The organism is Bacillus sp. 0909A (genome assembly GCF_036765115.1).
Taxonomy (GTDB): domain Bacteria; phylum Bacillota; class Bacilli; order Bacillales; family Bacillaceae; genus Bacillus; species Bacillus mojavensis.
The window spans coordinates 115,215-136,658 of record NZ_JBAIZU010000001.1; the positions used below are offsets into that span (position 1 = coordinate 115,215).

Annotated in this window: 21 protein-coding genes and 1 other annotated feature; of the genes, 14 read left to right on the forward strand and 7 right to left on the reverse strand. The window is 43.5% G+C overall.

The genetic code is table 11. The features are described from left to right. Positions 1-120: 120 nt before the first annotated feature. From murC to motS, 8 genes are all read left to right on the forward strand, one after another. A complete protein-coding gene (gene murC, locus V6D42_RS00625) occupies positions 121-1,419 on the forward strand; it encodes a UDP-N-acetylmuramate--L-alanine ligase (RefSeq protein ID WP_010331509.1) in 1,299 nt (432 codons plus the stop codon). 161 nt (positions 1,420-1,580) lie between these two features. Beyond that, positions 1,581-2,003, forward strand: a complete 423-nt coding sequence (locus V6D42_RS00630; RefSeq protein WP_148962358.1) for a DUF948 domain-containing protein — start codon at positions 1,581-1,583, stop codon at positions 2,001-2,003. 30 nt (positions 2,004-2,033) lie between these two features. Continuing rightward, positions 2,034-2,489, forward strand: a complete 456-nt coding sequence (locus tag V6D42_RS00635; RefSeq protein WP_010331507.1) for a YtxH domain-containing protein — start codon at positions 2,034-2,036, stop codon at positions 2,487-2,489. Positions 2,490-2,513: 24 nt separating this feature from the next. Next, positions 2,514-2,840, forward strand: coding sequence for a bacillithiol system redox-active protein YtxJ (ytxJ, locus tag V6D42_RS00640; RefSeq protein ID WP_010331506.1), 327 nt, complete (start codon positions 2,514-2,516; stop codon positions 2,838-2,840). Positions 2,841-3,076: 236 nt separating this feature from the next. Beyond that, positions 3,077-4,153, forward strand: coding sequence for a bifunctional 3-deoxy-7-phosphoheptulonate synthase/chorismate mutase (locus V6D42_RS00645; protein WP_333512083.1), 1,077 nt, complete (start codon positions 3,077-3,079; stop codon positions 4,151-4,153). Between the two features lie 281 nt (positions 4,154-4,434). Then, a complete protein-coding gene (ccpA, locus tag V6D42_RS00650; protein WP_024122513.1) occupies positions 4,435-5,439 on the forward strand; it encodes a catabolite control protein A in 1,005 nt (334 codons plus the stop codon). 69 nt (positions 5,440-5,508) lie between these two features. Further along, positions 5,509-6,327, forward strand: coding sequence for a flagellar motor protein MotP (motP, locus tag V6D42_RS00655; RefSeq protein ID WP_326329253.1), 819 nt, complete (start codon positions 5,509-5,511; stop codon positions 6,325-6,327). Then, a complete protein-coding gene (motS, locus tag V6D42_RS00660; RefSeq protein ID WP_333512084.1) occupies positions 6,317-7,045 on the forward strand; it encodes a flagellar motor protein MotS in 729 nt (242 codons plus the stop codon). The genes motP and motS overlap by 11 nt, the downstream gene beginning before the upstream one ends. Positions 7,046-7,056: 11 nt before the next feature. On the opposite strand, the gene V6D42_RS00665 is transcribed toward motS, so the two are convergent. From V6D42_RS00665 to acuA, 3 genes are read right to left on the reverse strand one after another with little or no spacing between them, the layout of a single operon-like run. Further along, positions 7,057-8,223, reverse strand: a complete 1,167-nt coding sequence (locus V6D42_RS00665) for an acetoin utilization protein AcuC (RefSeq protein WP_326329218.1) — start codon at positions 8,221-8,223, stop codon at positions 7,057-7,059. Next, positions 8,220-8,864 (reverse strand): acetoin utilization AcuB family protein, encoded by a 645-nt coding sequence (locus tag V6D42_RS00670; protein ID WP_326329216.1) that lies wholly within the window; start codon positions 8,862-8,864, stop codon positions 8,220-8,222. Before V6D42_RS00670 ends, V6D42_RS00665 begins: the two co-directional genes overlap by 4 nt. A 26-nt stretch (positions 8,865-8,890) precedes the next feature. Continuing rightward, positions 8,891-9,523: an acetoin utilization protein acetyltransferase AcuA gene (acuA, locus tag V6D42_RS00675; RefSeq protein WP_333512085.1), complete on the reverse strand. Its 633-nt coding sequence runs from the start codon at positions 9,521-9,523 to the stop codon at positions 8,891-8,893. A 160-nt stretch (positions 9,524-9,683) separates the two neighbouring features. Here acuA and acsA point away from each other — a divergent pair, with 160 nt between their 5' ends. From acsA to sr7p, 3 genes are all read left to right on the forward strand, one after another. Then, positions 9,684-11,405, forward strand: coding sequence for an acetate--CoA ligase (gene acsA / locus V6D42_RS00680; protein WP_333512086.1), 1,722 nt, complete (start codon positions 9,684-9,686; stop codon positions 11,403-11,405). Between the two features lie 54 nt (positions 11,406-11,459). Further along, positions 11,460-11,702: a binding site (T-box leader), on the forward strand. 48 nt (positions 11,703-11,750) lie between these two features. Then, positions 11,751-13,019 carry a tyrosine--tRNA ligase gene (gene tyrS / locus V6D42_RS00685; RefSeq protein WP_229146487.1) on the forward strand — a complete coding sequence of 423 codons (1,269 nt, stop codon included), beginning with the start codon at positions 11,751-11,753 and terminating at the stop codon, positions 13,017-13,019. Positions 13,020-13,150: 131 nt separating this feature from the next. Further along, positions 13,151-13,279, forward strand: coding sequence for a small protein SR7P (sr7p, locus tag V6D42_RS00690; RefSeq protein WP_268448336.1), 129 nt, complete (start codon positions 13,151-13,153; stop codon positions 13,277-13,279). 22 nt (positions 13,280-13,301) lie between these two features. On the opposite strand, the gene rpsD is transcribed toward sr7p, so the two are convergent. Next, complete coding sequence (rpsD, locus tag V6D42_RS00695) at positions 13,302-13,904, reverse strand: 30S ribosomal protein S4 (RefSeq protein WP_010335313.1); 603 nt, start codon at positions 13,902-13,904, stop codon at positions 13,302-13,304. 293 nt (positions 13,905-14,197) lie between these two features. Between rpsD and V6D42_RS00700 the strand changes: the two genes are divergently transcribed. Beyond that, positions 14,198-15,943, forward strand: coding sequence for a diguanylate cyclase domain-containing protein (locus V6D42_RS00700; protein WP_333512087.1), 1,746 nt, complete (start codon positions 14,198-14,200; stop codon positions 15,941-15,943). A gap of 44 nt (positions 15,944-15,987) precedes the next feature. Here V6D42_RS00700 and V6D42_RS00705 read toward each other — a convergent pair whose 3' ends face one another. Next, positions 15,988-16,476 (reverse strand): GAF domain-containing protein, encoded by a 489-nt coding sequence (locus V6D42_RS00705; protein ID WP_333512088.1) that lies wholly within the window; start codon positions 16,474-16,476, stop codon positions 15,988-15,990. Between the two features lie 129 nt (positions 16,477-16,605). Here V6D42_RS00705 and refZ point away from each other — a divergent pair, with 129 nt between their 5' ends. Then, positions 16,606-17,241 carry a transcriptional regulator RefZ gene (refZ, locus tag V6D42_RS00710; protein ID WP_333512089.1) on the forward strand — a complete coding sequence of 212 codons (636 nt, stop codon included), beginning with the start codon at positions 16,606-16,608 and terminating at the stop codon, positions 17,239-17,241. Here refZ and hisJ read toward each other — a convergent pair. After that, positions 17,225-18,031 carry a histidinol-phosphatase HisJ gene (gene hisJ, locus V6D42_RS00715; RefSeq protein ID WP_333512090.1) on the reverse strand — a complete coding sequence of 269 codons (807 nt, stop codon included), beginning with the start codon at positions 18,029-18,031 and terminating at the stop codon, positions 17,225-17,227. The genes refZ and hisJ overlap by 17 nt on opposite strands. Positions 18,032-18,227: 196 nt before the next feature. Here hisJ and ezrA point away from each other — a divergent pair, with 196 nt between their 5' ends. After that, positions 18,228-19,916, forward strand: coding sequence for a septation ring formation regulator EzrA (gene ezrA / locus V6D42_RS00720; protein ID WP_333512091.1), 1,689 nt, complete (start codon positions 18,228-18,230; stop codon positions 19,914-19,916). Positions 19,917-20,005: 89 nt separating this feature from the next. On the opposite strand, the gene brnQ is transcribed toward ezrA, so the two are convergent. Continuing rightward, a complete protein-coding gene (gene brnQ / locus V6D42_RS00725) occupies positions 20,006-21,346 on the reverse strand; it encodes a branched-chain amino acid transport system II carrier protein (protein WP_168748523.1) in 1,341 nt (446 codons plus the stop codon). Positions 21,347-21,444 lie beyond the last annotated feature (98 nt).

The following is a 21,444-nucleotide window of genomic DNA, read 5'->3' on the forward strand; positions in this document are numbered from 1 at the left end:
TACTGAACATAACAAAAAATATAAGGATACGCCGCAGGCGGCTTTTCAGCCGCCGCGGTCGCAAATTGAAATGAACGTCATATACTGGGGAACAGATAGACGTTTGTTGGAGGTACAATTATGACTGTTTATCATTTTGTTGGAATAAAAGGGACGGGTATGAGTCCGCTTGCCCAAATACTTCATGATAATGGATATACTGTCCAAGGATCGGATATCGAAAAATTCATTTTCACACAAACGGCGCTTGAAAAGAGAAACATCACCGTTCTTCCTTTTAGCGCGGATAACATCAAACCCGGCATGACAGTTATCGCTGGAAACGCATTCCCAGACACGCATCCTGAGATTGAAAAAGCGCTGTCTGACGGAATTCCGGTGATTCGTTATCATAAGTTTTTAGGTGACTATATGAAAAAGTTCACCAGTGTCGCGGTTACTGGTGCGCACGGCAAAACGTCAACTACGGGGCTGCTGGCTCACGTCATCCAAAACGCAAAGCCAACGTCTTTCTTAATCGGGGACGGAACAGGCGCAGGAAATGAAAACAGCGAATACTTCGTATTTGAAGCGTGTGAATACCGCCGTCATTTCTTAAGCTATCAGCCTGACTATGCAATTATGACGAATATTGATTTTGATCATCCTGATTACTTCTCAAATATTGACGATGTGTTTGACGCTTTTCAGGAGATGGCTCTTCAAGTTAACAAAGGCATTATTGCCTGCGGTGACGATGAGTATCTGCCGAAAATCCATGCAAACGTGCCTGTCGTTTATTACGGCACGGGAGAAGAAAATGATTTTCAAGCGAGAAACATCGTAAAAAGTACAGAAGGGACAACTTTCGATGTCTTTGTCCGCAATACATTCTATGACACATTTTATATTCCTGCGTACGGCCATCATAATGTATTGAACTCATTGGCGGTCATCGCGTTGTGCCATTATGAAGAAATTGACGCCAGTGTTATTAAGCATGGCCTCAAATCATTTGGCGGCGTGAAACGCAGATTCAATGAGAAACAGCTCGGAAACCAAGTGTTAATTGATGACTACGCTCACCATCCGACAGAAATAAAAGTGACGATTGAGGCGGCAAGACAGAAATATCCTGATCGTGAAATCGTTGCGGTATTCCAGCCTCATACATTTACGCGGACACAGCAATTCCTTGATGAATTTGCAGATAGCCTGAGTGCGGCAGACTGTGTGTATTTATGCGATATCTTCGGGTCAGCCCGGGAAAACGCAGGGAAGCTGACGATTGGCGACCTGCAGGGAAAAATTAATAATGCCAAGCTGATTGAAGAAGATGATACATCTGTTTTAAAAGCTCATGATAAAGCCGTTCTTATCTTTATGGGAGCAGGAGATATTCAAAAATATATGAGAGCCTACGAAAACGTCATGGCATAATAAAAAGCAGTGATCTCACTGCTTTTTATTTATCTGAAGAGAAATCCTCTTAAAGGATTTTCAACTGGAATGGAGAATAATATGTATACAGCCCAACACATATGTTTATGATTTTACAAAACGGGTAAACAGCAGTATATCCTGCAGCAAGGAGGCCTAAGATGATAATCATTCTTTATTTAAGCGTTGCATTAATCGCTGTAGCATTTCTTGTCTTAGTGATCTATTTGTCTAAAACATTAAAGTCACTGCAGCTGACATTAAAACATGTCGCATCCACGCTCGAAGGGCTGGAGGGACAAATGAAAGGCATTACCACTGAAACTGCCGAGCTTTTACATAAGACCAACCGCTTGGCTGAAGACATTCAGGAAAAATCAGAAAAGCTGAACACGGTCGTTCATGCTGTTCAAGGGGTGGGAACCTCTGTACAGCAGTTCAATACATCAATGAAGCAGGCGGCTGGTTCTGTATCGGCATCAGTGAGAGAAAACCAAGATAAAATCAATCAGGTTGTTACCTGGAGCCAAGCAGCGATGGAAATTTGGGAGAAGTGGAAGCAAAAGAAAAAATCAGCTCTTTAAGAGAGAAAAACACTTTGAGGAGGAATAATGATGAGCAAAGATGGAATTAATAGTAAAGATTTTTTAATCGGTACTTTAATCGGAGGAATCATCGGAGCCACCACTGCGCTTTTCCTAGCACCTAAATCTGGGAAAGAACTTCGCGACGATCTCGGAAATCAAGCTGTCGCTCTGCGGGATAAAACAGATAAAATGACGGCAGATGCAAAAGAAAAAGGCACTCAATATGTCAGCATTGCAAAAGACAAAACATCTAACATCACGCAGCTTGTTGCAGATCAGTCAGGACAAATCATGAACAAGGTCAAAGATTTAAGAGACCGTTCAAATTCTGCCAATACCGAGTCATCAGCTGCTATGCAAGATATGAAAAACGAAGCGAAGCAGGCGGCTGACGAAGCAAAAGATCAAGTCCTCCAAACGAAAGAAGACGTAAAAGACGAGCTGAAAGATGCACAAAAACAGGCCGAGCACATCAACCGCTGAGCCCGGAAGGAGCAGACTTGACTAATGGCAAAACAGCTAATCCAATCTGAGGAAGAGTTTAAACGTATTGCAGAAAAGGAAGGCACTTTCTTGTTCTTTAAGCACAGCTTAACATGCCCGATCAGCCAAGCCGCATTTCACGAATTTGATGCCTTTGCAAATCAGCATGAAGAAGTGCCGGCTTACTATCTGCAAGTACAAGAGGCACGGCCTCTATCAAATTTCATCGCAGAAACATACGGAGTCAAGCACGAAAGCCCTCAAGTTTTCGTGATCCAAAACGGTGAAGTAAAGTGGCATACCTCACATTCACAAATTACAGAAGCGGCGATTGAGCAGCATCTGTCCTAGAAAAAAAGCGTCCAGATATGATCTGGCGCTTTTTTTTTTTGAAAAAACTATTGATCATTTTCGTCACATCATGTACGATAGCATCATACATTACTTTATCACTTAAAAGCGTTTGGGTAATAAAGTAGACTTTTTTAAAAATTTTGTATTTCAGTATTTCCATTTGGTTTTACTTATAGTAAGATGCATGTTAACTACAAAATAAAAAATGAATGTGCAGGGAAAGGATGAAAAAAATGAGCAACACAGAGTTAGAGCTTCTAAGGCAGCAGGCAGACGAATTAAATTTGCAAATATTAAAATTAATCAACCAGCGCGGAAATGTTGTGAAAGAGATCGGTAAAGCGAAAGAAGCGCAGGGTGTCAATCGCTTTGATCCTGTCAGAGAACGTAAAATGTTAAATAAAATCATTGAAAACAATGACGGACCGTTCGAAAATTCTACTATCCAGCACATTTTTAAAGAAATCTTTAAAGCAGGTTTAGAGCTTCAGGAGGAAGACCACAGCAAAGCGTTGCTTGTTTCCCGTAAGAAAAAACCTGAAGATACAATCGTTGATATTAAAGGTGAAAAAGTCGGAGATGGCCAGCAAAGATTTATCGTCGGACCATGTGCGGTTGAGAGCTATGAGCAGGTGGCAGAAGTGGCTGCGGCTGCTAAAAAACAAGGGATTAAAATTCTTCGCGGAGGAGCCTTTAAGCCTCGTACGAGCCCATACGATTTCCAGGGCCTCGGTGTAGAAGGACTCCAAATCTTAAAACGTGTAGCGGACGAATTTGATCTGGCTGTTATCAGTGAAATCGTAACTCCGGCGCATATTGAAGAAGCGCTTAATTATATTGATGTGATTCAGATCGGTGCGCGTAATATGCAGAACTTTGAATTGCTCAAAGCTGCAGGTTCCGTGAAAAAACCTGTCCTACTGAAACGCGGACTTGCTGCAACGATCTCGGAATTCATCAATGCAGCTGAATACATTATGGCACAAGGCAATGATCAAATTATTCTTTGTGAGCGCGGTATCAGAACATACGAAACAGCGACGAGAAATACGCTCGATATTTCAGCTGTGCCAATTCTGAAACAGGAAACACATTTGCCGGTCTTTGTTGATGTGACACATTCAACAGGCCGCCGTGACCTCCTTCTTCCGACAGCTAAAGCCGCTTTAGCGATCGGTGCTGACGGCGTTATGGCAGAGGTTCACCCTGATCCATCAGTCGCACTTTCTGACTCTGCTCAGCAAATGGCAATCCCTGAATTTGAAAAATGGCTAAATGAACTGAAACCAATGGTGAAAGTCAACGCCTAATGGAATGAGATCAATACAAAAGGCCGCATATGCGGCCTTTTTTTGCGCTTTCTCGTTTATTTAATTATAAAACTCAAGTATACGTTTTCATCATCTATAAAAACGTGTATAATTTCATGAGAAGTAATTAAATTTGATGAATAATGAAAAATAATGTACACTACTGACTTACGCTTACAAATCATAAACGACATAAATTCGGACATTATGACATTTCTCTACATAAAGTGTTTATGCTATAGATAAGGATAAGTGTATCCAGTAAAAGGAGTGGTTTTAGGATGAGCAATATTACGATCTACGATGTAGCGAGAGAAGCTAATGTAAGCATGGCAACCGTTTCCCGTGTCGTGAACGGCAACCCGAATGTAAAACCGACAACGCGAAAAAAAGTCTTGGAAGCCATTGACCGTCTCGGCTACCGTCCAAACGCGGTGGCAAGAGGGCTTGCAAGCAAAAAAACAACAACTGTAGGTGTCATCATTCCTGATATCTCAAGCATTTTCTATTCAGAGCTTGCGCGAGGAATTGAAGATATCGCGACAATGTATAAATATAACATCATTTTGAGCAACTCTGACCAAAACTTGGAGAAAGAGCTGCACTTATTAAACACAATGCTCGGCAAACAGGTCGACGGCATCGTATTTATGGGCGGAAACATTACGGACGAGCATGTAGCGGAATTTAAGCGTTCCCCAGTGCCGATTGTGCTTGCTGCTTCTGTTGAGGAACAAGGTGAAACACCATCAGTCGCCATTGATTACGAGCAGGCGATTTATGACGCGGTGAAGCTTTTGGTTGATAAGGGGCACACTGATATTGCATTTGTTTCTGGCCCGATGACAGAACCGATCAACCGCTCAAAGAAACTGCAAGGCTACAAACGGGCGCTTGAAGAGGCGAATCTTCCGTTTAATGAACAATTTGTTGCTGAAGGTGATTACACGTATGATTCCGGACTTGAGGCGCTTCAGCATCTCATGAGCCTGGACAAAAAGCCGACAGCGATTCTTTCTGCAACTGATGAAATGGCGCTCGGCATTATACATGCCGCACAGGATCAAGGCTTATCCATTCCTGAGGATCTCGACATTATCGGCTTTGATAATACGAGATTAAGCTTGATGGTTCGACCGCAGCTTTCAACAGTAGTTCAGCCGACGTATGATATTGGCGCGGTTGCGATGAGACTGCTGACAAAGCTCATGAATAAAGAGCCGGTGGAAGAGCATATTGTCGAATTGCCGCATCGTATAGAGTTAAGACAGTCAACCAAGTCATAAGAAAAACAAGAAAGCAAGCTTCACCTCTAAGGTGAATTCTTGCTTTTTTCGTATGAGTGAGGAGAAATGATGAAACGTTTTGATTATCTTACACCTGTTGGTTTTGTGTTAGGAACGATTATTATTGTAATTGGAATTATTTCCGGATCGGGAGTAAGCGGTTTCCGCTCTTTTCTAGATCTGACTTCTTTCTTTATCGTAACAGGAGGGCTTTGCGCCGCTGTTTTTATCAGTTTTCCGCCGAGGGAGCTAAAAAAAACGCCAACTGTGTTAAAGCAGGCATTTATCCGCCAGGAAGACAATGTAAAGGACCTTGTGAAAACCTTCGTTTCCCTTTCCGACCATGCGCGAAAACATGGGCTTTTATCATTGGATGACCACGCCAGAGAAATCAGAGACCCATTCTTGAAAAAAGGGCTGCTTCTGGCGGTTGACGGCTGGGATGAAGAAACGATTCGGCTTGTCATGGATTCAGAAATTGCAGCAATGGAGGAACGGCACCGCAAAGGGCGCCGCGTTTTTGAAAAAGCGGGAGAATTCGCTCCGGCATGGGGCATGATTGGGACACTAGTCGGGCTGGTGCTGATGCTCAAAAATTTAAATGACCCTGATATGCTTGGACCCAATATGGCCGTTGCACTTTTGACGACCTTATACGGTTCATTGTTGGCAAACATGGTATTTAATCCGATTGCGGCTAAGCTTGAAGAAAAAACAGAGAGTGAAATTTTCATCAAACAGGTAATGGTGGAAGGCATCATCGGGATACAATCCGGAAAAAATCCGCGCAATCTGGAAAGCCAGCTCGTCGTTTTCAGCTCTCGGGAAGAATGGCGGAAGCAGCCTAATCAAGTCAAGACAAAAAAGGGATCTGTACATGAAGCTTAGAAGAGAGCGCTTTGTACGAAGGAATGGAAGCAGGAAAAACAATCAGTCATCCTCCGGCTGGATGGTAACCTTTACAGATCTGATTACGCTGATTCTTGTGTTCTTTATTTTACTTTTTTCGATGTCGCAGATTGATCTGCAAAAATTTAAAGCAGCGGTGAACTCGATCCAAAAGGATGGCAGCGGGCTTCAGCCAGACCAAACAGCCATCGATCAAAAAGACACGCCGTCAGCCAATGCGAAAAAGCAAGAGAATCAGCAGGATCAACTGCTGCAAAAAGTAAATACATACATTCGAGAGCATCAGTTAAAGTCAAAAATGACAGCAAAGCGGGATGAACGAGGGGTTGTGCTCGTTCTTCAGGAAGCGGTGCTATTTGATTCGGGTGAGGCTGACGTGTTGAATAATGCCGAAACGCTTCTTCACCAAATTGCAGTTCTTCTTCAGTCTATTCCAAATGATATTCAAGTGGAGGGCCATACAGACAGCCGAAATATCTCAACGTACAGGTATCCGTCCAACTGGGAGCTATCTGCAGCACGGGCAAGCGGGGTCATTCAATACTTCACATCAAAAGAGAAACTCCCGTCGAAACGGTTTATCGCTGTTGGATATGCAGATACAAAGCCTGTAAAGGATAACAAAACAAATGAACATATGAAGGAAAACCGGCGTGTGGAAATCGTCATCAAAAAATCAAAAACGACCTCTTCGTGAAGGTCGTTTTTTTATTTTGTTTTTTCCTGACGCTCTGATCGTATCGCATATAACGCTTTGCTGACCGTTTGGGCATTTTTTTCTGTAATTTCTGGCTTGCGTGGAATCGGCGGATATAAATCGGCGGGGTCGCTCCAGCTGGACGGAAGGGTGACTGGGCATTGCTTTTGCCATTTTGCGATCCATTCAGGTGGTATGTCATGTCCCGGATCGATTCCTTTCATTTCAAGCCATACTCGGGCCCAGGCACGGGGCACCACACGCCAAATATCATATCCGCCTCCTCCGACGGCGATCCATCTTCCGCCGCAATATTGATGCGCTAGTGCGTGAGCAAGCCGCGGAATTTCATTGTAAATGGAAATCGTTGCCGACAAATGAGTCAGCGGATCGTAGTAATGGGCATCAGCGCCATTTTGGCTGATAATCACATCCGGCTGAAAATAAGCGGCGATTTCTGAAGCTGCTGTCTGGTAAGCCTCAATAAATGAATCATCCTCCGTAAAAGCATCAAGCGGGATATTAAAGGAATATCCGTAGCCTTTTCCGCTTCCTTTTTCCTGAATCTGACCGGTTCCTGGGAATAAATACCGTCCCGTTTCATGAAGGGACAGGGTGCAGACGTTGGGGTTATCATAAAATGCAAATTGCACACCGTCTCCGTGATGGGCGTCCGTATCAATATACAGCACCCTGGCTTGATATTTTTTCTGAATATATTGAATCGCTACAGCGCTGTCGTTATATATGCAAAATCCTGAAGCCCTTCCGCGAAACCCATGGTGCAAGCCTCCCCCAAGGTTGGCAGCATGCAGTGCTTGCCCTGACATGACATAATCCGCAGCCGTTAAGGTGCCGCCGACTAATAGTGAGGCCGCTTCATGCATGCCTGCAAAGACAGGTGTATCTTCCGTACCGAGCCCATAGCTTTCCCCTTCTTCGGCTGGAAGTTTTCCGGCGCCGGCAAGCTTTACTGCCTGAATATAATCGTCCGTATGAACGAGAGCCAGCTCATCTTCCGCCGCAAGCCGCGGACTGACGATATCTCCCTCGTCAAAGGCATCCATTGATTTGAGCAAATCATATGTCAGGAGAACACGTTGCTGATTAAAGGGGTGCTCCTGGTGAAACATATAGGTCTGATAAGAGGGAGAATAAATGAACACACTGTCCCTCATAGCTGATCCCTATGCTCTGACGGCCATACGATGAGATGCCCGTTTTTTTGCAATTCCTGCAAAAACGGCAGCGGATTCATCGTCTTGACACGGAATACAAGCACCTTTGCGCCGGAATCGTCATGAGGATAGACAAGAACGCTCAGTATTTTTACCTGAAGTCTTTGGCAGAGGCTGCTGATATCGGCGAGGCTCTTTGTGATGTCATTTACTTTTATCTCAATCTGCGATCCGGGCTGGTCAGCGCCTGTCAGCTTTACAAAAGTCCGCAGCAAATCGGTTTTTGTCAGAATGCCGATTAATTTTTGATGCTGCACGACAGGAAGGCAGCCAATGCCATGCTCGTAGAAGACTGCTGATATTTCTTCAACAAAATCAAGCGGATGGGCGCATACTACGTCTTTTTTCATAATTGATTCAACGCTTCGTGTGAGAAAACGGCTGCGTTTGCTTTCTTCAAAAATGCTGGGGCTAGCCTGTTTCATATCTCTGTCTGTAATCATCCCAATTACATGGCGGTCTTCGTTAATAACAGGCAAATGCCTGATATGAAATTCCTTCAGCTTGTGTATTGCTGTTTCAAGCGTATCCGTTTTCGTTAATGTGATGACATCCTTTTCCATGATTTGCTCAACAATCATTATCTTTTCCCCTTTGTCAGTGTCAGTTAATACATATAACGGTGATAAAAACGGAGCCTGTCAAATTGTTCAATTGATTTCTGGCTGACGTTTTTTCCGATGCGCGCCATCAGGCAGTTCGCAGGATGGGAGCTGATCTCGGGCTCATCGGTTGCAAACCAGACCAATCCGCCTGCGTTCATCATTTTCTCCATGATCTTTCTGTACTCCCACACATCTTTTTTCATCCCTTTTAAATCCCAATGCCAGTAGTACTCTGTCGTCATCACAATGTAGTTCTCCATTTGTTCGTCCATCATACTGACGGTCAGAAGCGTTTTTCCGACAGAACATCCCCGGTATGCCGGCGCCACCTCAATGGCTCCGAGCTCAAGCAAATCCTCCATATTTCCTTCTGACCACCTTTCGAGCGGATCAGGGTATAAATACGTCACATAGCCGACAATGGTTTGGCCGTCTCTGGCAATGATAATGCGTCCCTCAGGAAGGCCAGCAATATCGACTAATGCTTCATGCTGTTCCCGGGGCGGCCGAAATGCGGTCAAATCCTTATGAAACTCATAACCTGCCAATTCCTCTGGAGAGACAGGGCCTTCTATCAGTAAGGAGCCGGTTGCTGTTTTGATGTTTGCAGAGTGATATGTTTTATGATGTTCCACTGATTCACCGTCCCATCAATTTCTATAAAAAATACATGCCTCCTTTAAGAATAACAAATTATAAAGCGTTTTCAACATGGTTTATATTTTAAAAATTGAGAAGAGTATGAATATATACTATAATAAATGTGACAACTTCAGCAAAGGGGGATGTTTGGACATGAATTTGAAAGCGTTGCCAGCAATAGAGGGGGATCATAATTTAAAAAACTATGAAGAAACGTATCGGCAATTTGATTGGTCCGAAGCAGAGAAACATTTCTCTTGGCATAAGACAGGGAAATTGAATGCGGCTTATGAAACGATAGACCGTCATGCCGAATCTTTTCGAAAAAACAAAGTTGCGCTTTATTATAAGGACGCAAAGCGGGATGAAAAATACACATTTAAAGAAATGAAAGAAGAAACAAACAGAGCCGGGAATGTGCTGAGACGGTATGGAAATGTGGAAAAAGGGGACCGCGTTTTTATTTTTATGCCGAGATCACCCGAGCTTTATTTTATTATGCTAGGTGCCATCAAAATCGGCGCAATCGCCGGGCCGTTATTTGAAGCGTTTATGGAGGGGGCTGTTAAGGACCGGCTTCAAAACAGCGAGGCAAAGGTTGTTGTCACGACGCCTGAGCTTTTGGAAAGGATTCCGGTTGACAAGCTGCCTGATTTACAGCGTATATTCATAGTCGGCGGCCGGGCTGAAAAGAGCGGAGCAAACATCATTGATTATGATGAAGCGGCTAAACATGAGAGCACAAGACTGGACATTGAATGGATGGACAAAAAAGACGGCTATTTGCTTCACTATACATCAGGATCTACGGGTACGCCAAAGGGTGTGCTTCATGTCCATGAGGCGATGATTCAGCAGTATCAGACAGGAAAATGGGTCCTTGATTTAAAGGAAGAGGACATTTACTGGTGCACGGCTGACCCAGGCTGGGTGACTGGAACGGTGTACGGGATTTTTGCGCCGTGGCTGAACGGAGCGACAAATGTCATAGTCGGCGGACGATTCAGCCCGGAAAGCTGGTATGGCACGATTGAGCAGCTTGGCGTAAACGTCTGGTACAGCGCGCCGACTGCCTTTCGAATGCTGATGGGAGCCGGAGATGATATGGCTGCCAAATATGATCTGACTTCACTCCGCCATGTGCTGAGTGTCGGTGAACCTTTAAATCCGGAAGTGATCAGATGGGGGCATAAAGTCTTTAATCAACGGATTCATGATACATGGTGGATGACAGAAACGGGCGGGCAGCTGATCTGCAACTATCCTTGCATGGACATAAAACCAGGCTCGATGGGAAAACCGATTCCCGGTGTAGAAGCAGCAATCGTTGACAATCAGGGGAACGAGCTTCCTCCGTATCGAATGGGGAACCTTGCTATTAAAAAGGGCTGGCCATCTATGATGCACACGATTTGGAACAACCCTGAAAAATACGACTCTTATTTTATGCCGGGCGGATGGTATGTGTCGGGCGATTCTGCCTACATGGATGATGAAGGGTACTTTTGGTTCCAAGGCAGAGTGGACGATGTCATCATGACCTCCGGTGAGCGAGTCGGGCCATTTGAAGTGGAAAGCAAGCTTGTCGAACATCCGGCAATTGCGGAGGCGGGTGTCATTGGAAAACCTGATCCGGTGCGCGGGGAAATCATTAAAGCCTTTATCGCTCTCAGAGAAGGGTTTGAACCGTCTGATAAACTGAAAGAAGACATTCGCCAATTTGTCAAACAAGGCCTTGCAGCCCATGCCGCTCCGCGTGAAATTGAATTTAAGGATAAGCTTCCAAAAACACGGAGCGGTAAGATCATGAGGCGTGTGCTGAAGGCGTGGGAGTTGAATCTTCCGGCCGGAGACCTGTCAACGATGGAGGATTAAAAGGTGCCGTTGACACGGGATTTTATTTATGTTAAAAATGATATAGCTTCATATGAAAAGGTAAAGATTGAGACAAGTAGAATATCCCTACGTTCCAGAGAGCTGATGGCCGGTGAAAATCAGCACAGACGGATATATCGAATACACTCATGAACCGCTTTTGCAAACAAAGCCGCCTCAGGCTTTCAGTAGTGAAAGAACGGACCTGATCCGTTATCAGGCAAAGTGATAAGAGCAAAAAGCTGTATGTATGCTCTTATTAGTAGGGTGGTACCGCGATAATCAATCGTCCCTTCGTTTACACGAAGGGGCGTTTTTATTTTATTAAAAAAGGAGCTTTATCTCATGACAAACTTACTTGAAGACTTATCCTTCCGCGGATTGATTCAGCAAATGACGGATGAAGAAGGACTAAATAAACAGCTGAACGAAGAAAAAATCCGCCTGTACTCAGGCTTTGATCCAACAGCAGATAGCTTGCATATCGGGCACCTGCTGCCAATTTTAACACTCCGCCGTTTTCAGCTTGCGGGGCACCATCCGATTGCGCTTGTTGGCGGCGCGACTGGTTTAATCGGCGATCCGAGCGGAAAAAAAGCAGAGCGTACGTTAAACACGGCAGATATCGTTGTCGAATGGTCGCAAAAAATCAAACATCAGCTTTCAAGATTTCTTGATTTTGATTCAGCGGAAAACCCGGCTGTTATGGCAAACAACTACGACTGGATCGGAAACATGAATGTGATTGACTTCCTTCGTGACGTCGGCAAAAACTTCGGCATCAACTACATGCTGGCAAAAGATACAGTCAGCTCCAGAATCGAATCCGGCATCTCTTACACAGAATTCAGCTACATGATTCTTCAATCTTATGATTTCTTAAACCTGTACAGAGAGAAAAACTGTAAGCTGCAAATCGGCGGAAGCGATCAATGGGGCAACATTACAGCTGGCCTTGAGCTGATCAGAAAATCTGAAGAAGAAGGAGCAAAAGCGTTTGGTCTTACCATTCCGCTTGTAACGAAAGCGGACGGCACAAAATTCGGAAAAACCGAAGGCGGCGCAATTTGGCTAGATAAAGAAAAAACGTCTCCATATGAATTCTACCAATTCTGGATCAATACAGATGACCGTGATGTTGTGAAATACTTAAAATACTTTACGTTCCTTTCAAAAGAAGAAATCGAAGAATACGCTGAAAAAACTGAAACAGCGCCTGAAAAGCGTGAAGCGCAAAAACGCCTGGCGGAAGAAGTGACAGCGCTCGTTCACGGACGCGAGGCACTGGAGCAAGCGATTAATATTTCCCAAGCATTGTTCAGCGGCAATATTAAAGAGCTTTCTGCCCAAGACGTAAAAATCGGTTTTAAAGATGTGCCTTCTCTAGAAAAAGACAGCGCTGAAGAACTGTCACTCGTAGATGTGCTGGTTGAATCGAAACTGTCACCGTCTAAACGACAAGCCCGTGAAGATATTAAAAACGGAGCCGTTTACATTAACGGTGAACGCCAGACAGAAATTGACTATATCTTATCTGCTGAAGACCGCATTGAAGATCAGTTTACTGTGCTTCGCCGCGGGAAGAAAAAATACTTCCTTGTCACGTATAAATAAGAAAAAAACATCCTTTGCTTAATTGGCAAAGGATGTTTTTGGTTTAGTGCATAGGAATTTGAGGGAAAGAGTATATTAGATAGGGCAAACACGACCATTCACCACCTTTTCAATAGGAGGGAGAGCTCACCGTGAATCTCATGTGTACGATCGCCAAAGAAAGAATGCAGCGGGATTATTGGGAGCAGCAGGCCAAAGAAAGTGTTGTCCAGCAGGAAACAGTAGAAGAAGCAGACGAAAAAAACCCCCCGACCGCATAGCGGCAGGGGGGTTTTTAAACGATTAACGAGAGTAGAACTCAACGATAAGCGCTTCGTTAATTTCCGGAGCAAGTTCAGAACGCTCTGGAAGACGAGTGAATGTACCTTCAAGCTTTTCAGCATCGAAAGTAAGGTATTCAGGAACGAAGTTGTTTACTTCAACTGATTCTTTGATGATTGAAAGGTTTCTTGATTTTTCGCGAACACCGATTGTTTGACCAGCTTTTACTTGGTAAGACGGGATGTCAACGCGGCTTCCGTCTACAGTAATGTGACCGTGGTTAACCAATTGGCGAGCTTGACGGCGAGTACGCGCTAAACCTAGCTTGTACACAACGTTATCAAGACGAGAATCTAAAAGAATCATGAAGTTTTCACCGTGTTTACCAGCTAGTTTGCCAGCTTTGTCAAACAGTGTGCGGAATTGGCGTTCGTTTACACCGTACATGTGACGAAGCTTTTGCTTTTCTTGCAATTGCAAACCGTATTCTGATAATTTTTTACGTTGTCCTGGGCCGTGTGGACCTGGAGCGTAAGGGCGTTTTTCTAATTCTTTTCCTGTTCCGCTAAGAGAGATTCCTAGACGGCGGGACAGTTTCCAAGATGGACCTGTATAGCGAGCCATAATGTGACTCCTCCTTTGGTTTTATTTTGTGGAAAATAAAAACCGTCTGTTCTATTCGACCATGCACATTTTGTTTTCATGTATCCTCGCTCCAGCAGCAGAGAGTTACACGATACACCTTATTGATAAGGAACAAAATGAAAACATAGAAGCTGAACAAAAAGGCTGCAATATTTCACACAAAGGTCATTATATAATTTATTTGTTTTGAAGTCAACCATTCATTCATTATTGCTTCGCTGTTTGTGATATAATAAACAAAAATTAGTGGTAAACTTTTTAGGTGATAAAACATGATAGAAGAAACAAAAGATCAATTACCCGCCTTTCGTTATCATATGCTCGATTTTTTATTAGCCAAATCTGAAAAGGTCTCATTCAACGACTCTCTTTTATGGCTGACTTCGGCTATTCAAACATATTTTCCATCACTTTGCGTATCCCTTTTACCTTCTCCATCTGATCACATGGCACAAATGGCACAGGATGAAGTGCATTTTTCTGCAATGAAAATAAATGCCTCATTATTTGTTATTGAAGATCATGTCACCGGCAGGAGCTTTCATTTCACATGCAGGCAGGACGGAGTGTTTCCGGAAGAGCTTCCCGATTTGATTTCTTCTTTTTTGAATCAGTCAATGAAACAGGAAAGACTTTATATCAAAACAATCTATCAAAAAAAGATATACAAGATGACCGAACTGTTCCATTCGCTGCTCGATCAGACGGAAGTGCTGAAGAAGCTTCTTGAAAGCTTACACACCACGTTTCCCCTGTTTCAATTTTCTCTGTTTATTTCCCATGATCAGGACCAATGTTTAGGTGTTCCTGCAACAGAGCTGTATATGGAAGGGGAAGATGCCGATTCCTTTGCGCTTAAAGTCTATCTATCCGGGGACATTTTGCGGAAAAATGAAACGACCGCTTACATTCCAATTAAAGGGCAGCAGGGAACGTACGGCGTTCTGATGGCAGATGGGGCGGGAGACAGCCCTCTTACCGACGCGTACCTTGATGAAATGTCACTGATAGCAAATGCGGCGGGAAAGGCGTTCGAAAATGCCCAGCTCTATGAACAATCCAAAACAAGTATTGCAAACTTGGAATTAATTAATGAAACAACGCGCCGTCTTAACCAGCGGCTGACGCTAACGGATACGATGAACGATCTTGCTGTGAGAATGGCTGAATCCTTTCATGCTGAAGAAGTGGGTTTTTTCCATATTGACCATTTTGAACAGCAGACACTGCTTCCCGGGAGCACAGCATTTTTTAAAGAAACGAAGACGTCTGATATATATAATGAAATAAAGGAAAAACTGTACGAAGGAGAAAAGGGTGTTTTTATCGGAAATGGACAGTCTGTTTTCGGAAAAGCCGGATACGGTTCGCTTATGGCTGTTCCGATGATTGAGAATGACCAGCTTCTGGGATTTGCCGTTTTGCTAAAAAAGGAAATGTACGCTTTTACCTTTGAAATGTACAAGCTGTTCCAAGCGCTGATTCATCACGCTACGCTGGCTGTGACCAATTCGATGCTTCGCGACCGCCTTGAGCATCTTGTGAAAACGGATCAGCTGACAGAGCTGTATTCAAGAGTCTATTTAGATGAAAAAATCCAATACAGCATGAAAATTCATCAAAAAGGCGTGTTTATTCTTGTTGATATTGATAATTTTAAAAATGTAAATGATACATACGGACATCAGACAGGGGACGAGATTTTAATACAGGTCGCTTCCGTCATCAAAAGCAATATCCGAAAACATGATGTTGGCGCCCGTTGGGGGGGCGAGGAGCTGGCAGTTTACCTTCCGAATGTGACAGTAGCCGTCGGGAAACGGATTACCGAAAGGCTTGTTTGTGCAGTGAGAAAAAGCACAAAGCCTGAGGTGACGATTTCATGCGGGATCTCTTGCTGGGATTCAGCATCGAAAAAGTCCTTGAAGGAACTTGTTCACGAGGCCGACGAAGCGCTTTACACCGCAAAACGCAGCGGGAAAAACCGTTTGATGATTCACGAGTCGATAATAAAATGAAAAAAGCCCAAAACGCTACATGTTTTGGGCTTTTGTTGTATGCATTACACTAAAGCTTTTTCAAGGGTTTTTACAAATTGTGAAAGATACTTTTCATCGATCTCATCAAATCTGTTCTTGACAGGGCTGTCAATGTCCAAGACGCCGACTAGGTTCCCGTCTACATGAATCGGAAGCACAATTTCTGATTGAGATGCTGCATCACAGGCAATATGTCCCGGAAATGCGTTTACATCCGCAACTCGCTCCACTTTTCCGTTTGTATATGCTGTTCCGCAAACGCCTTTACCGAAAGGAATACGGACACATGCCGGCAGACCTTGAAACGGCCCTAACACAAGCTGTCCTTCCCCTTCCTTAGCAAAATAGAAACCGGCCCAGTTGACCTCGGGCAACGAATGATAAAGCAGTGCTGACGCATTTGCATAGTTTGCAATTTGATCTGTTTCATCTTCTGTTATGGCTTCGAGCTGTTTTAGAAGAAGCTGATAGTCTTTTTCTTTATCTCCGGATTGTTGTTCGACATGAAACATGGAAAACCCTCACTTTTTCTATAATATAAAACAAAATCCCGGCTTTTCTGCCGGCATTTGTCGATAAGTTCTTACAGGAACAGCCGGTCTTCTCCTTGAATGTGTAACAAGAGGAAGGAGTGAGCCGGTATGAAAGTAAGCACCAAAGACAAAATTATTGAATCTGCTGTCATGCTCTTTAACCAAAAAGGATTTTCTGGCACATCTGTCCGTGAAATCGCAAAGTCAGCTGATGTAAATGTTGCGCACATCTCCTACTATTTTAAAGGCAAAGGAGGCTTGATGGAATACTTAGTTTCAGAGTTTTACGAAGGCTACAATAAAACACTTGAAACAGCGGTAGGCAACATCTCTTTTCAAAGCACGCAGGAGCAGCTTCTCCAATTGGTTTTCGATATTTTATCCTATCAGCATAACAATCGTCAATTAACTCGGTTTGTTTACCGGGAAGTCACCATTGATTCGACTTTAATAAGAGAGATTATGTCGACGTACCTGATGAAGGAAAAGTATATCTTCCAGCTGATTATTGAGGAAGGAGAAAAACAGCGAGAACATTTAACGCTGCCGCTGCCTCATTTTATTCTTCAATTAAAATCTCTCTTGATGATGCCCTATCTCCAGCCTCAATACATTTCAGAAGTGCTCTATATGCAGCCGCACGAGCCGTACTTTTATAAAATGTATTTTGAAGAAATCAAGATTTGGATCAGAAGCGTATTCCGGACAGGAGACATGCGGTCACAAATTAGCGCAGTTCAGTAAACTTCACATACGCGTATCCGACATCACCCGCTTGATGGGCATCAGACCCGAACACAAGCGGGATGTTTTTTTGCTTCGCCGCCTCAATCATCCAGTCCTCCAAATAAATATCCCCCGCGTATGTTTTTCTCAGACCTGATGTATTAAAGTCAAGCTCCATTCCATTTTCCTCGACAGCGTTCAGGCACTCAGATACAAGCCTCTGAATATGATCGGACATTTTATAAGGAAACAGCCTGATGAATTTTTTGACGAGTGTGATGTGACCGACTCTTTTTGGCTTATAGGTGCCCAGAGATGCTACAATAGAAGAATAAATGCTGCGGTAATACAGTTCATATACAGCTTCGATGCTTCCGCACTCTGAGATCAGCTCTTTAAATGTATGCTCATCATAGTCGAGGCACAGATAGGACGAGCCCGTGCGCAAAAAATGAACGGATAAGATGCTGTCATCTAAAAATGGGCCGTATGCATCCAGAAACGATTTGATTTCACCTTCGTATTCAGCGATATAGTCGACCTCGAGCCCGGTCCGTATGTCAAGCTGTCCGCGATATTCTCTTTTTAAACCGGAAATTTCATTAATATAGTGTTCCAAAGAGGCTTGCGCCATCGCGCTGTCTTTTTGCGGTGTCGGGTCGGTAAAAGAGGGAGGCAAAGGAGCGTGCTCTGTAAACGTAATCGATTGAAAGCCTTTTTTTATCGCTTCCTCCGCATATTGCCTGAGTGTGTCTGTTGTTCCGTGAGGGCAAAATGGTGTGTGAATATGTCCGTCTCGCTTTAGCATTGGTGTCACCCCGTGAAAAAATAGTCAAATCCTGCCGATTTTGCACAAAAAGTTTTTGATTTCTGCTCAAAAAATGTTGGTTACATGGTATCATAATAACAATGAAAACGACAGTTTTTCTCAATACATATCCTGAAATCTTTCTGAATAAATAAAACACCCTGACAGATTAAGGTTAACAGCAAGGGGGCTCATTATGGAGTTTGTCATTGGATTATTAATTGTACTGCTCGCGCTGTTTGCAGCGGGCTACTTTTTCAGGAAAAAAATCTACACGGAAATTGATCGTTTGGAATCTTGGAAGATTGAAATTCTCAATCGTTCGATAGTGGAAGAAATGTCCAAAATTAAACATCTGAAAATGACGGGGCAGACAGAAGAGTTCTTTGAGAAATGGCGTGAAGAATGGGATGAGATTGTCACTGCCCATATGCCGAAAGTTGAAGAGCTCCTTTATGATGCCGAAGAATGCGCGGACAAATACCGGTTTAAAAAAGCCAATCAAGTGCTCGTTCATATCGACGATCTCCTGACAGCGGCGGAATCGAACATTGAAAAGATACTCCGGGAAATCAGCAATCTCGTCACAAGTGAAGAAAAGAGCCGCGAAGAGATTGAACAGGTAAGAGAACGCTACTCAAAGTCCCGAAAAAACCTGCTGGCATACAGCCACCTTTACGGAGAGCTTTATGACAGCCTTGAAGCAGATCTTGACGAGATCTGGAGCGGGATCAAACAGTTTGAAGAAGAGACAGAGGGCGGGAATTACATTACTGCAAGAAAAGTTCTTCTTGAGCAGGATCGCAATCTTGAACGGCTTCAGTCGTACATAGATGATGTGCCGAAACTGTTAGCCGACTGCAAGCAGACGTTGCCGGGCCAGATTGCAAAGCTCAAAGACGGATATCGCGAAATGAAAGAGAAAGGGTATAAGCTTGAGCATATCCAGATTGATAAGGAACTGGAAAACCTGTCAAATCAGCTGAAACGGGCAGAACATGTTTTGATGACTGAGCTGGATATTGATGAAGCATCTGCCATACTGCAGCTCATAGACGAAAATATTCAATCTGTTTACCAGCAGCTCGAGGGTGAAGTTGAAGCAGGCCAATCTGTGTTAAGCAAAATGCCTGAGCTGATCATTGCTTACGATAAGCTGAAAGAAGAGAAGGAGCAGACAAAGGCTGAAACTGAACTGGTGAAGGAAAGCTACAGACTGACAGCAGGTGAGCTAGGCAAACAGCAGGCCTTTGAAAAGCGCATTGATGAAGTCGGCAAGCTGCTTGCGTCGGTAAAAGATAAGCTGGATGCAGAGCATGTCGCCTACTCTCTTTTAGTTGAAGAGGTCGCATCAATTGAGAAGCAAATCGAAGAAGTGAAAAAAGACCATGCGGATTATCGTGAAAAGCTGCAGGCTCTTAGAAAAGAAGAACTGCAGGCGAGAGAGACGCTCAGCAATCTGAAAAAAACCATTTCTGAAACTGCAAGACTGCTGAAGATAAGCAACATCCCGGGCATCCCGAGCCATATTCAAGAGATGCTGGAAAACGCGCATCATCACATTCAAGAGACGGTCAATCAATTAAACGAAATTCCTTTAAATATGGAAGAAGCCGGAGCCCATCTGAAAGAAGCGGAAGATATCGTGAACAGGGCGAGCCGGGAATCAGAGGAATTGGTAGAGCAGGTTATGCTGATTGAAAAAATCATTCAGTTCGGAAACCGATTCAGAAGCCAGAACCACATTTTATCTGAACAGCTGAAAGAAGCGGAAAGACGGTTTTACGCTTATGATTATGAACAGTCCTATGAAATTGCGGCTGCAGCTGTAGAGAAAGCTGCGCCAGGTGCTGTAAAAAAAATAAAAGCTGATGTATCCGCTTAACATTCAGATCGTAAAAAGAGCCCGCAGTTGATGAGCGGGCTCTTTTTTATTAAAAAAACGCCTGCGCAGTAACGCAGGCGACCATGACCTTAACTTATTTCTTTAAGCTGTTGTTTGGGTGTACCGATGAAAAAGGTAAGAATATAGCCGATAATCGCTCCGATAATCCCAGGAATCACCCACCCGATACCAAGGCTGTATAGCGGGAGATTCTCATTTAAAAACGTATTTAGAGCTCCGAGCGAAAAACCGGCTGCTTTAATACCGTCTAAAATACTGAATAATCCTGTGCCGATTAAGCATGCAATGTAAACTTCACGTCTTTCTTTAAAGAGCTTATCAATAAATGAAAGAACGATAATGACAATGGCAAGAGGATAAATAGCTGATAAAATAGGAACTGAAAAAGCGATAATTTGAGCAAGCCCGAAATTAGAGATAATCAGGCTGAATAAAGTGACAATGGTAACGACAACTTTATATGATAGCGCAGGGATAAGCTTTGAAAAATACGTGCCGCAGGAAGTGACAAGCCCAACGCTTGTAGTTAAACACGCGACTGTGATAGCTGACCCAAGTACGATATTTCCCAATGAACCGAATAAATAATGGGACGACGCTGATAGTATTTTAGCTCCTTCACCAACAGGTCCGATTGCGTTTGTGCTTGTTGCACCTAGGTAAGCCAGAGAAACATAAATGAATGTCAGCCCTAATGCAGCAATTATTCCGGCTTTAATACAGGCTGCGGCAAGAGCTTTTGATTGTGTAACGCCTCTGCTTTTCACAGCATTTACAACGACAACACCAAATACGATGGAAGCAAGCGCGTCCATTGTTTTGTAGCCTTCCAAAAATCCTTTAAATACCGGTGTACCTGTATATGCTTCTGTAACTGCGCCCAAACCGCCCATTGGCGTGATAATTGCTTTGAGAACAATCACTAAGATAATTGTAAATTTAATAGGCGTGAGAATTTTTCCAATTCGATCCACGACTTTGGTTGGGTTTAGCGCTAAATAATAAGTAATGCCGAAAAAGATAAGTGTAAAAATTAATAAAGACAGTCTTTCAGGAACGCCAGTCAGAAACGGAACTGCACCAATTTCATAAGAAACGGTTCCTGTTCTTGGGATGGCGAATAATGGTCCGATTGATAAATAAAGCACAACGGTAAATACTGTTCCGAATGCAGGGTGAGCTTTATCAGCAAGTCCTTTAGCATCCTTACCGGTTAATGCAATAGCAATAATTCCGAGAAGAGGCAGGCCTACCCCGGTCAGTAAAAATCCGCCGATGGCTTTCCAGACATTGTGTCCGGCTGCTTGTCCAAGTTCCGGCGGATAAATCATATTTCCTGCTCCAAAGAATAGCGCAAATAGCATGAAACCAATAATAATGGTATCTTTGACAGGCAGTGAGTGTTTCATGAAAATCCTCCTAGTAATTATGTTAAAATATTCTGTCAATTAATTGTCAGATAATATGACGAAACGAACAAATCTTATTATATGGTAAAATATTTAGA

Coding starts and splice junctions, on each gene's coding strand:
- V6D42_RS00705 (WP_333512088.1), bottom strand. CDS start 16,476: ATGTTTCATGTCGAACAACAATCCGGAGATAAAGAAAAAGACTATCAG.
- motP (WP_326329253.1), top strand. CDS start 5,509: ATGAAACGTTTTGATTATCTTACACCTGTTGGTTTTGTGTTAGGAACG.
- motS (WP_333512084.1), top strand. CDS start 6,317: ATGAAGCTTAGAAGAGAGCGCTTTGTACGAAGGAATGGAAGCAGGAAA.
- tyrS (WP_229146487.1), top strand. CDS start 11,751: ATGACAAACTTACTTGAAGACTTATCCTTCCGCGGATTGATTCAGCAA.
- refZ (WP_333512089.1), top strand. CDS start 16,606: ATGAAAGTAAGCACCAAAGACAAAATTATTGAATCTGCTGTCATGCTC.
- V6D42_RS00665 (WP_326329218.1), bottom strand. CDS start 8,223: ATGAGGGACAGTGTGTTCATTTATTCTCCCTCTTATCAGACCTATATG.
- ytxJ (WP_010331506.1), top strand. CDS start 2,514: ATGGCAAAACAGCTAATCCAATCTGAGGAAGAGTTTAAACGTATTGCA.
- ccpA (WP_024122513.1), top strand. CDS start 4,435: ATGAGCAATATTACGATCTACGATGTAGCGAGAGAAGCTAATGTAAGC.
- ezrA (WP_333512091.1), top strand. CDS start 18,228: ATGGAGTTTGTCATTGGATTATTAATTGTACTGCTCGCGCTGTTTGCA.
- V6D42_RS00645 (WP_333512083.1), top strand. CDS start 3,077: ATGAGCAACACAGAGTTAGAGCTTCTAAGGCAGCAGGCAGACGAATTA.
- brnQ (WP_168748523.1), bottom strand. CDS start 21,346: ATGAAACACTCACTGCCTGTCAAAGATACCATTATTATTGGTTTCATG.
- hisJ (WP_333512090.1), bottom strand. CDS start 18,031: ATGCTAAAGCGAGACGGACATATTCACACACCATTTTGCCCTCACGGA.
- V6D42_RS00670 (WP_326329216.1), bottom strand. CDS start 8,864: ATGATTGTTGAGCAAATCATGGAAAAGGATGTCATCACATTAACGAAA.
- V6D42_RS00635 (WP_010331507.1), top strand. CDS start 2,034: ATGAGCAAAGATGGAATTAATAGTAAAGATTTTTTAATCGGTACTTTA.
- acsA (WP_333512086.1), top strand. CDS start 9,684: ATGAATTTGAAAGCGTTGCCAGCAATAGAGGGGGATCATAATTTAAAA.
- rpsD (WP_010335313.1), bottom strand. CDS start 13,904: ATGGCTCGCTATACAGGTCCATCTTGGAAACTGTCCCGCCGTCTAGGA.
- V6D42_RS00630 (WP_148962358.1), top strand. CDS start 1,581: ATGATAATCATTCTTTATTTAAGCGTTGCATTAATCGCTGTAGCATTT.
- murC (WP_010331509.1), top strand. CDS start 121: ATGACTGTTTATCATTTTGTTGGAATAAAAGGGACGGGTATGAGTCCG.
- V6D42_RS00700 (WP_333512087.1), top strand. CDS start 14,198: ATGATAGAAGAAACAAAAGATCAATTACCCGCCTTTCGTTATCATATG.